Here is a 12,998-nt window from a genome sequence, read left to right on the forward strand (position 1 = left end):
GCCACTCGACTGGAGGGGTGTGACGGCGGGGCCACTCGACGGGGAGTGTCGGAGCCGGGCCGGGCTAGTCGGGCAGGGTGCGCAGCAGGTCGGCCAGGACGGACTCGCCGGGCAGGTCGGGTCGCACCGTGACGCCCTCCCCCGCGTAGTAGAACGCCGCGTCGACGCGCGACGGCTCGACGCCGCGCAGGCGGGCGAAGGCGACGGCATACGCCCCGAGCTGCAGGGCGCGGACGGAGGCGTCGCGTCCGGTCGGCCGGGCACCGGTCTTCCAGTCGACGACCGTCCAGCCACCGTCGTCGCGCGGGAAGACGGCATCGACCCGGCCACGCACGGCGATACCGTCGATGATCGTCTCGATCGACAGCTCGATCTCCTCGGGGATGCGGTCCGCCCACTCGCTGGCGAGGAAGCGCTCCTTCATTGCGTCGAGGTCGCCGTCGTCAGCCGCCCCCTCGTCGGCGCTGCCGGGCAGGTCTAGCAGGTCGACGAAGGCGGCGCGCGAGTAGTGCTCCTCGATCCACGCGTGGAACGCGGTGCCCTGCCGGGCCGCAACGGCCGGCGGGCTGGGCATGGGACGGCGCAAGGACATCGCGAAGGCCTCGGCGTCGCGGGCCAGCGACACGACGGCCGACGCCGACAGGTGGCGAGGGACGTCGACCACGGGCTCGCCTCCGGACCGGCGCGCGGCCTGCTCCGCGAGCAGGATGCGCAGGTCGTCGACCCGTGGATCACCCTGCGGCACAGTCGGGCCCGCCTCGACCAGAGCCGCGATGCGGCGATGGGCGTCGAGCAGTCCGGCGCGACGTGCACCCATGGGGTCGTGGGGCCACAGCTGCGAGATCGGCACGGCGAGGTGCGGGTTGGTGGGTGCGCTCGCCTTGCCCTTGTCGTCGATGACGGGCTCGGGCGCGGCGACCCAGGTCGTGCGTACGACGGCTGAGGGCAGCGTGTCCTCGACCTCCGTCATGAAGCGCGACGGGACCGACATCGTCTTCTTCGCGGCACCCCAGAGATAGGTCGTCAGCAGCATTGAGGAACGTGCGCGGGTCAGGGCGACGTAGGCGAGCCGGCGCTCCTCCGCGACGGCGTGGCGCCCGCCGTCGAGGACGAACGCGTCGATGGCCGCGCTGAGCGCCTTGCGGTCCGGGACGCCCCGCCAGTCGAGGTGCGGCAGCCCGGCACGGTCACCGCGCAGGTCGTAGGGCAGCGAGTCGAGCCCGATGAGCCAACCCTTGTCCTTGACGTCGCCGGAGCAGGCGTACGCCGTGGGGTCGCTGTCGGGGACCGGGGCAACGGCCGTCGCGCCGTGGGCGGGGAAGACTCCCTCGACGAGGGTGGGGACGGCGACGACGTCCCACTCGAGCCCCTTGGCGGCGTGGACGGTGAGGACCTGGACGGCGTCCGCGTCGGACTCGGTGTGTCCCGCGTCGAGGCCACGCTCCTGGTCCCGTGCGGCGTCGAGCCAGCTGAGGAAGCCTGAGAGCGTGGGACGGTCGGCGGTCGTGGCGTAGCGCGCGGCGACGTCGGCGAAGGCGTCGAGGTGCACCCGGGCCGTCGAGGCGGTGTGCTCGGGTCGAGAGAGCACCTCGATGTCGAGTCCGATGGCGATCTCGGCCTCGGCGACGAGGTCGACGAGCGGGAGGGCCGTGAGCCGGCGCAGCCGACGGACGACCTCACCGAGGCCGTGCAGGCGGGCCAGGGCCTCGTCACCGATGTGCGCGCCGTCGCGCGCGGTCCAGCCCGGGCGGGGCAGGTCGTCGAGGGCCTCGACGAGAGTGGCCGTGTCGGCGCTGTCGGCAGCGAGGTCGGAGCCGCGTCGGTCGGTGGCCGCGGCGTCCCCGACCTCCGGCGCCTCGGGCGTCCCGGGTGTTGCAGACGTCCCGGAGGTCTGAGCCGCCTCCGGCGCGTCCGGACCGCGAGCGGGTGTGCCGGGTGGGGTGGCGCGGGAGGTGCGGGAGTGCAGCTCCCGCGCCCATGCCCAGAGGCCCGCGAGGTCGGCGGCACCCAGCCGCACCACGGGCCCCGTGAGCAGTCGCATCAGCTGGTCGCCGCGGGTCGGGTCCTGCACGACCCAGAGGGCGGCGACGAGGTCGCTGACCTCGGGGGTCACGAGCAGACCGCCGAGGCCGACGACCTCCACGGGGAGCGCGCGTCGGCGCAGTGCCTCGAGCACGACGGGGAAGGTCGAGCGTCGACGGCAGAGCACGGCTGCGCTGCGTCCGGTGCGTCGACCACTGGGGCTGAACCAGTGCGACGCGATCCACCCGGCGACGTGCTCGGCCTCCTCCTCGGCGGTCTCGAGCCGAGCCACCTCGATGGATCCGGGGCCCGCGCCAGGTCGGGGCCGGAGCGGCTGCACGTGCTCCGTGGCGAGCGGCGCTGCGACGGCGTTGGCCGCGTCGAGGATGAGGGCGTCGTTGCGCCAGCTCGTCGACAGCGGCAGGACGTCGGCCGGGCCGGCGTCGCTCGCGAACTCCGAGGGGAATCGCAGCAGCGTCGTGGCACTGGCGCCGCGCCAGCCGTAGATGGACTGGTTGGGGTCGCCCACCGCGGTGAGCGCGACGCCGGGGTGGTGGAAGAGCGAGCGCAGCAGCTCGAGCTGGGCCTCGGAGGTGTCCTGGAACTCGTCGAGCAGCACGGCACGGAAGCGCTCCCGCTCGATCTGCCCGACCGCCTCGACCGAGCGGGTCAGGCGTGCCGCGATGGCCATCTGGTCGGCGAAGTCGAGCGACTCGCGCTCGCGCTTGAGCGCGAGGAACGCCTCGACGATGGGCAGGACGGTGCGCCGCTCGCGCAGCACCGTGATCGCGTCGCGAGCGGCCGTGAGCGAGCCGCGCCCGTCGCCGTCGGGCAGCGCGTCGAGCCGGGCGAGCACGAGGTCGAGGTGCTCCATGACCTCGGCCGGGGTGCGCACGTGCTCGGCCATCTCGCCGGCGAGCGCCATGACGGCCTGGATGACGGTGGCCTCGCTCTTGACGACGTCGTCCATGGGACCGTCCCACCGCGACACCGCCTCGGCGGCCAGCTGCCAGGCACCGGCCTCGGTGAGGATGCGGAACTCCGGCTCGATGCCCACCCGGAGCGCGTGCTCACGGACGAGGCGACCGGCATACGCGTGGTAGGTGGAGACGGTGGGCGTGCCGCCGAGCACCTCGGCGCCCGCGCCGTCGTCGGCGGGTGGCGTCCAGATGCCGGCGCGCTCGAGCCCGCGCAGTCGCTTGGCGATGCGCTGCGAGAGCTCGGCCGCGGCCTTGCGGGTGAAGGTGAGGCCGAGCACCTGGTCGGGGTCGACGAGACCGTTGGCGACGAGCCAGACGACGCGCGCGGCCATCGTCTCGGTCTTGCCCGAACCAGCGCCGGCGACCACGAGCAGCGGTCGGGCGCCCGCCTCGATGACGGCTGCCTGCTCAACCGTGGGCGGTGGCATCTCGAGGGCGGTCGCGATGTCGAGCGCACTGTGCTGCACGCCCTCGCCGCGACTGGTGGCCGGCGTGGCCTCGACGGTCGTCACAGGGCATCGCCCTCCGGCTGGACGGGGCACGACGAGCGGACCGGACACGTCTCGCACGCCTTGCCCTGGGCGGCCCGGAACTCGGCCGAGCCCATGCCCTCGGCGGTCTCCTCGACGAGCGCGCGCGCCCACGACGGGTCGTCGCTGCTCGTGAGCGGCGGCTGCGGCAGCACGCTCGGCTTGAGCCCGGACAGGCCGCCCTTGCCGATGAAGACGAGCGCCGCTCCGGCGCTGCGCGACCCGAGGGCGGGGAAGCCGCCCTCCTCGACCGCGACCTGGTAGGCCCCGAGCTGGCCGTGCTCGGCGAGCTCGGCCTTGGTCGGCTTGGACTTGCCGGTCTTGAGGTCGACGATGCGCAGGCGCCCCTGGGTGTCGCGCTCGATGCGGTCGACGCGCCCGGCCACGACGGCCCGGCCGACCTCGACCCGGAAGTCGGTCTCGATGCCGACGCGCTCCCAGTCGCGTTCGGCGCCGTCGCGGTAGGACACGAACCGGGCCACCATGTCGTGCGCCTCCTGGTGGGTGCGGTTGGTGACCCACCCGGGCTTGAGCCCGAGCCGCCCCCAGCGTGCGTCGACCTCGTCCACGAGCTCGGCCAGCGGGGCATCGGGCAGCTCGGCGACGATGTCGTGCACGAACGTCCCGACCGATGCGGCACCGAGGGACACGCCCTCGCCGCCGACGGAGGTGAGGAACCAGCGCAGCCCGCACTCGGCGAAGTAGGTGACCTTCGACGGCGACACGGGGACGGGCTCGTCGGGGCGACGCACGGGTCGCTCGCTCGTGACCGACCGCAGCGCCCACCACGACGCGGGGTCGGCGCCGCGCACGCCCTCCCGGGCCGCCGCGGCGAGCAGGTTGAGCGCCGGCTCCGCCACGCCCACGTCGGGGCTCACGGCCTCGCGGCGCAGCTCGCCGACGAGACCGGGCAGCGTCATGGTGCGCGCCACCTCGGAGTGCGGACGCACCTCGTCCGCGAGGCGCGTCGTCGCCGGCGGGTCGACGAGGTCGAGGTAGACGGACGGCTGCTCGTCCTCGTTGCCGACGGCGGTGACGAGCAGGCGCTCGGTGGCCCGGGTGACGGCGACGAGGAAGAGGCGCGTCTCGTCGTAGCGGACAGCGGACTGGGCGGCACGGAAGCCCGACGGTCGCTGGGCCACGACGTCGACGAGGTCCTCGGAGCCGAGGACCGAGCCACGCAGGCGCAGGTCGGGCCAGACCCCCTCCTGGACCCCGGCGACGACGACCATGCGCCACTGTCGCCCGGCAGCGCTCTGCGGGGTCAGCAGGGCGACCCGACCGCCCGACTGCCCGCCGACGAGCAGGGTGTCGCCCGGCACGTCCTGCCCTTGGATGTGCTCGAGGAACTTGTCGGGACCAGCTGTGGGCAGCCGGTCCACGAAGGCGCCCGCGGCGTCGAAGAGCGCGAGCACGGCGTCGAGGTCGCGGTCGGCCCGCTCCCCCGAGGTGCCCCCGGACAGCGCCTGTCGGCGCCACCCCTCGGCGACCCCGGCACCCTCCCAAATCGCCCACAGCACCGACTCGGCGGTGACACCACGGGCCCAGCGGCCGTCGTCGCGGACCCGGGCGGCGGCAGCACCGGCGGCCAGGGCCGTCGCGATGCGCTCGGCAGGTCGCGCCGTCGACCCGAGCAGCCGGGCCCGCGGCGCCGACTGGAGCAGCTCGGCCAGCAGCTCGTCGCTGGATCTCCCTCCGCCGGAGGCGAGCTCGTCCTGCCGCAACGTGCGACGCAGGCGGCGCAGGCCCACCGTGTCGGAACCCCCCACGGGCGACAGGACGAGGTCGGCGGCCCGCACCGGGTCGATGGCATGCGTCTCGCCGCGGTGCTCGGCCCGGGCGATCTCGATGCTCTCCTCGAGCAGGTGCAGCAACGGACGCACGGCGCTCTCGTCGCGGACCGGGGTCTCGGCGTTCCCGGCCTCGACCGGCACCCCGGCCTGTCCGAGCAGGCGGCGCATCGTGTCGGCCCGCCCGGACCCGCGGACGACGACGGCCATGTCGGTCCACGGCACCCCTTCGACGAGGTGGGCGCGGCGCAGCAGCGCTGCGACGTGGGCCGTCTCCTGCGCAGCCGAACGGAGCAGCGCGACCTCGACGGCACCCCGCGAGGGGTCGTCGGTGGCCGGCGTCATGCGACGCTGCTCACCACCACCGAGCGCGCCGATGCGTCGGGACACGCGGTCGGCCACCCCGGCCATCGCCTCGCCGAGACGGTAGGTGCGGTCGAGGACCACCGTCTCGCTCGCGCTGTCGTCGACGTCGTCGAGCAGGTCGAACAGGCCTCCGACGAAGCGCGGGTCGCGCCCGGGGCCGGCGAGGTCGGTCCATCCGTCGGCGAGGAAGCGCGGGTCGGCGCCGCGGAAGGTCTGGACCGCGCAGTCGGGATCGCCGACAAGCACCACGCGCGGGCCGCCGGGCCGGGCGACGACGCGCAGCAGCCGCGCGGCCGCCGAGGTGAGCTCCTGGGCGTCGTCGACGACGACGACGCGGATGCGCTCGTGGAGCCGGTCCAGGGCGGAGGGGTCGTCATCGAGCAGCTCGGCGACGGCCGTCAGCACCCAGGCGGGGTCGTACGAGCCGTGCCGGCTGAACGACGTGACCTGGTCGTACTCTCGCAGGACGGCGGCGGCGGCCACCCACTCGGGCCGGTCGTGCTCGGCGGCGAGGGTGGCCAGGTCGTCGGGTCCCAGGCCGTGCTCGACCGCACGCATGAGCAGGTCGCGCAGCTCGTTGCGGAAGCCGCGGGTCGTGAGGGCCTCGCGCAGCTGCTCCGGCCAGGCGGGCCCGGCCACCTCGCCCGAGGCGTGCCCCGCGAGCAGGTCGCGCAGGATGACGTCCTGCTCGGGGCCGTTGAGCAGCCGCGGCGGTGGGTCGCCCCGCAGCGCGGCCTCGGCGCGCAGCACGCCGAACCCGAAGGCCTGCCACGTGCGGGCGAGCGACTCCGTCGACGTGCCGCCGAGGCGCGCGGTGACCTGCTGGCGCAGCCCGGCGGCCGCGCTCCGGCTCGACGTGATGACGAGGCACGAGTCGGCGCGCAGACCCTGCCGCTGCACCGCGTCGACGACGAGCTCGACGGCGAGGGTCGACTTGCCGGTGCCCGGGCCGCCGAGGACGCGGAGCACGCGGGCGCTCGAGTCGAGCGCGGCCTGCTGCCGCTCGCCGAGCCGCACCTGCGCCGGGGCGGGGGCTGGAGCTCGACGGAGGATGACCACCGGAGGATTCCATCACGCCCGACCGACACTGCGCGCTACGCGATGGCGTATGCCGTGTGCATCCTCACGCGCGCACGCATCGGTGGCGCCGCCCGGGCTGACGAACTCCTCAGGGCCGGGGTGTTCAGAGGCCGAGCGCCACCGGCGTGGTCGGGACGTCGCCGGCGATCAGCGCCGCCAGCGGTGTCGCGAGGTCCCGCGGTGAGAAGAGGTCGGTCCCGTCGTAGTCGGCGATGTCGGCGTGCCGCCACCACCGCATCCCGGTGATGTGCTCGGCGGCGAGGTCGTCGTCGGGCAGCGCGCCGCGTGGTTCGAAGCGCTCGGTGCGCACCAGGAAGTAGTCGTTGACCAGCCCGTCGTAGCCGTCCACCTGCCCCGGGAGGGCGACCTCCTGGTGCCAGACGTGGACCGGGTCGGCGTTGACGCGGAGGCCTGTCTCCTCGTGCAGCTCACGCCGCAACGCCTCGAGCGGCAGCTCTCCGGGCTCGACGCCGCCGCCGGGGGCCGCCCACACGACCGTCGCACCCGGCGGCACGGCCGGGTGCGGGGAGCCGAAGCGGCAGAGCAGGACGCTGTCGTCATCGGCCAGGATGACCGCCCGCACGGCATGCCTGCGCCTCGTCGTTGCGTTCGGCTCGTCCATGGGGCGATGATCGGGCGCCGGCGACCGGGTCGCAAGCCGGACCCCGCCACGCGTCCTGCGCCGACCCGAGACGCTGCAGGCGCTCGCCCTCTCTCCCTCCTGGCGCGGGACCGTCGCGCAGAGCTGACGCCCACGGTCCGCGCGGGCACGCGAAGGGCCCGGGACGGCATACGCCATCCCGGGCCCCGCTGAGCAGGTCAGCCGATCACAACACGTCGAAGCGGTCGGCCTCCATGACCTGCGTCCAGGCCGCGACGAAGTCGTGGACGAACTTCTCGGCGGCGTCGTCGCTAGCGTAGACCTCGGCGAGGGCGCGCAGCTCGGAGTTGGAGCCGAAGAGCAGGTCGACGCGGCTCCCGGTCCACGTCTGCTCGCCCGCGGCGTTGGTCGCGGTGAACGTGTCGGCGCCCTCGTCGGCCGCGGTCCACGTCGTGCCAAGCTCGAGCAGGTTGACGAAGAAGTCGTTGGTCAGGGTGCCGACACGGTCGGTGAACACTCCCGTCGTCGAGCCGCCGGTGTTGGCGCCGAGGACGCGCAGGCCGCCGACGAGGACCGTCATCTGCGGGGCCGAGAGGCCGAGCAGGTTGGCGCGGTCGACGAGGAGGTACTCGGCCGGCACGCGGCCGGGCTTGCCGACGTAGTTGCGGAAGCCGTCGTGCCTGGGCTCGAGGTAGCTGAACGACTCGACGTCGGTCTGCTCCTGCGAGGCGTCGACGCGGCCGGCGCGGAAGGGCACCTCGACCGTGAATCCGGCTGCGGCAGCAGCCTTCTCGATCGCGACGTTGCCGCCGAGGACGATGAGGTCGGCGAGGGACACGGTGGCGCCGCCGCGGCCGTTGAAGTCGGCCTGGATGCCCTCGAGGGTGCGCAGGGTCGCGGCCAGCTCGGCGGGGTCGTTGACGTCCCAGCCGCTCTGCGGCTCGAGGCGCACGCGGGCACCGTTGGCGCCGCCTCGCTTGTCGCTGCTGCGGAACGTCGACGCGGACGCCCACGCGGCCTTGACGAGCTGCGTGACGGTCAGGTCGGAGTCGGCGATGGCCTGCTTGAGCGTCGCGACGTCGTCGGCACCGACCGGCTCGCCGGTCGCGGCCGGCAGCGGGTCCTGCCAGAGCAGCTCCTCCTGCGGCACCTCGGGGCCGAGGTAACGCGCGACCGGACCCATGTCGCGGTGGGTCAGCTTGAACCACGCGCGCGCGAAGGCGTCGGCGAACTCGGCCGGGTTCTCGTGGAATCGTCGCGAGATCTTCTCGTATGCCGGGTCGACCCGCAGCGACAGGTCGGTCGTCAGCATCGTGGGCAGTCGCTTGGCGCCGCCCTCGTCGGGGGCGGGGATGATCGCCTCGGCGTCCTTGGCGACCCACTGGCTCGCGCCGGCAGGGCTCTTGGAGAGCTCCCACTCGTAGCCGAAGAGCATGTCGAAGAAGCCCTGGCCCCACTGCGTGGGCGTGGGCGTCCACGTGACCTCGAGGCCGGAGGTGATGGCGTCCTTGCCCTTGCCCGAGCCGAAGGACTGCTTCCAGCCGAGGCCCTGCTCCTCGATGCCGGCGGCCTCGGGCTCCTTGCCGACGTACTTGAGCGGGTCGGCGGCGCCGTGCGTCTTGCCGAAGGTGTGACCACCGGCGATGAGGGCGACGGTCTCCTCGTCGTTCATCGCCATGCGCGCGAAGGTCTCGCGGATGTCGTGGGCAGCGGCCAGCGGGTCGGGCTTGCCGTTGGGGCCCTCGGGGTTGACGTAGATGAGGCCCATCTGGACCGCGGCGAGGGGGTTCTCGAGGTCGCGCTCACCGGTGTAGCGCTCGTCGCCGAGCCACTCGGACTCCGAGCCCCAGTAGACGTCGGCGTCGGGCTCCCAGACGTCCTCGCGGCCGCCACCGAAGCCGAACGTCTTGAAGCCCATCGACTCGAGGGCGACGTTGCCCGTCAGGACGAGCAGGTCGGCCCACGACAGCTTCTGGCCGTACTTCTTCTTGACCGGCCACAGCAGGCGGCGGGCCTTGTCGAGGTTGCCGTTGTCGGGCCAGGAGTTGAGCGGGGCGAAGCGCTGCTGACCCGCGCCCGCGCCGCCGCGGCCGTCCTGCACGCGGTACGTGCCGGCGCTGTGCCAGGCCATGCGGATCATGAAGGGGCCGTAGTGGCCGAAGTCGGCCGGCCACCAGTCCTGCGAGTCCGTGAGGAGTGCCGCGATGTCGGCCTTGACCGCTGCAAGGTCGAGGCTGTTGAAGGCCGCGGCGTAGTCGAAGTCCTCACCCAGCGGGTTGGCGACCGCGGGGTTCTTCGCGAGGACCTTGAGGTTGAGGCGGTTGGGCCACCAGTCCTCGTTGGACGTGCCCGCGGGGCGCGTCGACCGGTCGTGGGCCACGGGGCACTGGGCGGCCTCCGGCTCGTTCATCTCGCCGACTTCGGCGTCAGGCTTGGCGGTGTGCTGCTGCTCAGACACGGGACGTCCTTCTCTTCTTCGGGTGGGCAATTCAGGAGGCGGCCGCAGCGGCGCACTCGGGACACAGTCCCCAGTACGTCACCTCGGCCTGGTCGATGAGGTAGCCGTGGGTGTCGGACGGGGTGAGGCAGGGAGCCTCGCCGACGGCACAGTCGACGTCCGCGATCGCGGCGCACGAACGGCATACGACGTGGTGGTGGTTGTCGCCGACGCGCACCTCGTAGCGGGCGACGGAGCCCGTCGGCTGGATGCGGCGCACGAGGCCCGCCTCGGTCAGGGCGCGCAGGACGTCGTAGACGGCCTGGTGCGACACGTCGCCGGCGACCTCGCGGACCTGCCGGATGACGGTGTCGGTGTCGGTGTGCGGGTGGTCGTGCAGCACGGTGAGGACGGCGACCCGCTGGCGGGTGACCCGGAGCCCCGACTCGCGCAGCTGCTCCTCGACCTCGGCCCCGGACATGCTTCGAGTCTGTCCCGCTTTCTGGAACAAATCAAGTCTTGACGGCGGCGAGAACGACTGTGCGAGCGCCGCGCACACCACGTCCTGTTCCGCACCGCAGGCGACCCCGAACACTATGCTGGCGCGAGCGTCGGGAGGCTCCCGACCGGTCGGACGGAGGACGGCGAGCCGTGTGGTACACCGAGGTGCTGAGAGCCCTGCACGAGCGGCTGCAGCCCACGACCTACCTGGAGATCGGCGTCAGCGACGGCCACAGCCTGTCGCTCGCCCGGTGCCGCGCCATCGGGATCGACCCGTCGTTCAGCCTGACCTACCCGGTCGACGGTGACATCGCGCTGGTGAGGACGTCCAGCGACGACTACTTCGCCCGCCACGACCTCGGCACCCTGACGCGCGGCCTACCCGTCGACCTGGCGTTCGTCGACGGTCTGCACCTCGTCGAGTTCGCCCTGCGCGACTTCATCAACGTCGAACGGCACTGCGGCCCGAGGTCGGTCGTCGTCCTGGACGACATGCTCCCCCGCGCCGCCGACGAGGCCGCGCGACACCGGCACAGCCGCGACTGGACCGGCGACGTCTTCCGCCTCACCGAGGTGCTGCGGCGCTACCGACCCGACCTCGTCGTGCTGCCCCTCGACACCGAGCCGACCGGGATGGTCCTCGTCGCAGGGCTCGACCCCAGAAGCACGGTCCTGGCCGACAGCTACGACGCCATCCTGGCGGAGTACCGCCGGCCGGACCCGCAGCTCGTGCCCGCCGAGGTCCTCGAACGCCTCGACGCCGTGCCTGCCGCTCGGATGCTCGCTTCCGGTCTCCCCGAGGCGCTCGCCGACCGCACGCGCGATGACGTGGCTTGGCGAGAGGGCGTGCTCGACGCCGTGCGCGCCTGCGCCGGAACGGCGTTCGTGGGGAGCGAGTCGTGAGCGCACTCGTGCAGACCCTGCTCGACCTGGTCGAGACGGGAACTCCCCCCGGTGACCTGACCGGCCACGCGACCGGCGCCACGACCGGCACCTCCCGGCTCGACGTCCGCGACGTCGTGCTCGTCCTCGGGCACGACACGGTCGATATCGCGACCGGGCTCGGCGAGCGCCTGCCCGAGGCCACCATCCACGTGCTCACCGTCTCTGCCGACGACCCCGCGCTCACCGCCGAGCTTCCGCCCAACGTCCGGGTCACGACGTGCCTGACCATCTGGGACCGCGTCCACCACGTCGCCGGGCTCCCCCGACCCCAGCTCGTCGTCGAGTCCGGCAACGGTCGCAAGGGGCAGAAGCTCGCCTGCTTCCGCGAGATGTTCCTCCTCCTCGAGCCGGGCGGGTGGTACGTCGTGGACCGTCTCCACGACGTCGACGACCCCGCCCTGCACGACGTCGCCGGCGAGACGGTGCTCGACCTGCTCGAGCGCCTCGACAGGCCTGACGCCTCCGGTGCCCGCGCGTCCGGCCCGGCGGGTGCGGCCAGCGAGGCCGAGAACCTCGACGCCGCCGACGCCGAGCTGCGCGAATCCGCCTCTGCCATCACGCGTTCCGAGGACTGTGCCTTCGTCCGCAAGGCGAACCTGCACCGCTTCAAGCTGCGTGACGCGCGGGCCTCCGAGCTGCTCACCCGTCGCTTCGGCGACACCTGGGGGCGCGTCCTCGAGACCCAGCCCGCCTACTCCTTCACGAGCCGCGCCTCGGTCACCGTGCACGGTGACGGACCGGTGCACGGACCGGGCACCGTCAACGTGCCCGAGCGGTCGCTGCGCCGCTACTGCTCCCCCGTCGTCCTGCCGCGCCAACGCGTGATGATGGGCGACTTCTACCTTCCCGACACCTTCCGCCACCACCTCGGACGTCGGCTCGTGCACCACACGATGGTGGGAGGCAACGCCGCGCTCGACCGGCTCCTGTCACGGTGGGAGCCCACCCCGACCGACCTCCCCGGCAGCTACGTCTACCTCGACACCGAGTACCCCGGGCACTACGGCCACGTCATGACCGAGGTCATCTCGCGCTACCGCGCCTGGACCGAGGCCCGGCGCATCGATCCCGGGGTGCGCGCGCTCATCAGCCTGCGCGAGGGACAGACCGAGGTGCCCGGCTACCAGCGCCAGCTCCTCGACGCTCTGGGCATCCCCGCCGACGAGGTGGCCTACGTGGCGCACGACCGGGCCGTGCGACCCGAGGTGTTGTATGCCGTGACGCCGGGTTTCGCGATGCCGCACTACGTCGACCTCGGGCTGGGTGCCCTCTACGCCGAGATCGGGCGCCGGATGCACACCCCGCACCTCGAGACCCCGGAGCGGATCTTCGTCTCCCGCCGGCCGGGCGGCTGGCGCACGTGTCACAACCTGCCCGAGGTCGAGGAGTGGTTCGCGCGCGAGGGCTACACGGTCGTCTACCCCGAGGACCACTCGTTCGGCGACCAGATCAGCATGTTCCGTCAGGCCCGCCGGATCGCGGGTTTCGGAGGCAGCGGCATGTTCAGCCTGATGTTCGCGCCGGGGGCTCGGTGCGTCCTGCTGTCGGGCAACGCGAACACCGCCAACAACGAGTACCTCATCGGTTCCGTCGTCGGGCTCGACCTGCACTACTTCTGGTCCCCGAGCGACATCCAGCACCCGGAGGGCGGCTGGACCAACGAGGCCTTCCACTCGGGCTTCACATTCGAGCTCGACCGTTTCGCCGACGAGATCCGGGCGGCACTGGCCGACTGACGCGGCTCCG

At 73.2% G+C, this 12,998-nt stretch carries 7 protein-coding genes; 2 read left to right on the forward strand and 5 right to left on the reverse strand.

All coding sequences use genetic code 11. The features are described 5' to 3' along the window. Positions 1–64 precede the first annotated feature (64 nt). The 5 genes from U5C87_RS20545 to U5C87_RS20565 form a co-directional block, all read right to left on the reverse strand. Complete coding sequence (locus tag U5C87_RS20545) at positions 65–3,514, reverse strand: ATP-dependent helicase (protein ID WP_330474287.1); 3,450 nt, start codon at positions 3,512–3,514, stop codon at positions 65–67. Then, a complete protein-coding gene (locus U5C87_RS20550; protein WP_330474288.1) occupies positions 3,511–6,747 on the reverse strand; it encodes an ATP-dependent helicase in 3,237 nt (1,078 codons plus the stop codon). Before U5C87_RS20550 ends, U5C87_RS20545 begins: the two co-directional genes overlap by 4 nt. A gap of 124 nt (positions 6,748–6,871) precedes the next feature. Continuing rightward, a complete protein-coding gene (locus U5C87_RS20555) occupies positions 6,872–7,390 on the reverse strand; it encodes an NUDIX domain-containing protein (protein WP_330474289.1) in 519 nt (172 codons plus the stop codon). Between the two features lie 205 nt (positions 7,391–7,595). Continuing rightward, positions 7,596–9,779 carry a catalase/peroxidase HPI gene (gene katG, locus U5C87_RS20560; RefSeq protein ID WP_330476727.1) on the reverse strand — a complete coding sequence of 728 codons (2,184 nt, stop codon included), beginning with the start codon at positions 9,777–9,779 and terminating at the stop codon, positions 7,596–7,598. 79 nt (positions 9,780–9,858) lie between these two features. Beyond that, the gene (locus U5C87_RS20565) at positions 9,859–10,287 is read right to left on the reverse strand and encodes a Fur family transcriptional regulator (RefSeq protein WP_330474290.1); all 429 of its coding nucleotides are present in this window, start codon (positions 10,285–10,287) and stop codon (positions 9,859–9,861) included. 170 nt (positions 10,288–10,457) lie between these two features. Here U5C87_RS20565 and U5C87_RS20570 point away from each other — a divergent pair, with 170 nt between their 5' ends. Together U5C87_RS20570 and U5C87_RS20575 are read left to right on the forward strand one after the other, a co-directional pair. Next, positions 10,458–11,210, forward strand: coding sequence for a class I SAM-dependent methyltransferase (locus tag U5C87_RS20570; RefSeq protein ID WP_330474291.1), 753 nt, complete (start codon positions 10,458–10,460; stop codon positions 11,208–11,210). Next, positions 11,207–12,988, forward strand: a complete 1,782-nt coding sequence (locus tag U5C87_RS20575) for a glycosyltransferase family 61 protein (protein WP_330474292.1) — start codon at positions 11,207–11,209, stop codon at positions 12,986–12,988. Before U5C87_RS20570 ends, U5C87_RS20575 begins: the two co-directional genes overlap by 4 nt. Positions 12,989–12,998 lie beyond the last annotated feature (10 nt).

The sequence above is a fragment of the Terrabacter sp. C0L_2 genome (genome assembly GCF_036352015.1).
GTDB lineage: Bacteria > Actinomycetota > Actinomycetes > Actinomycetales > Dermatophilaceae > Terrabacter > Terrabacter tumescens.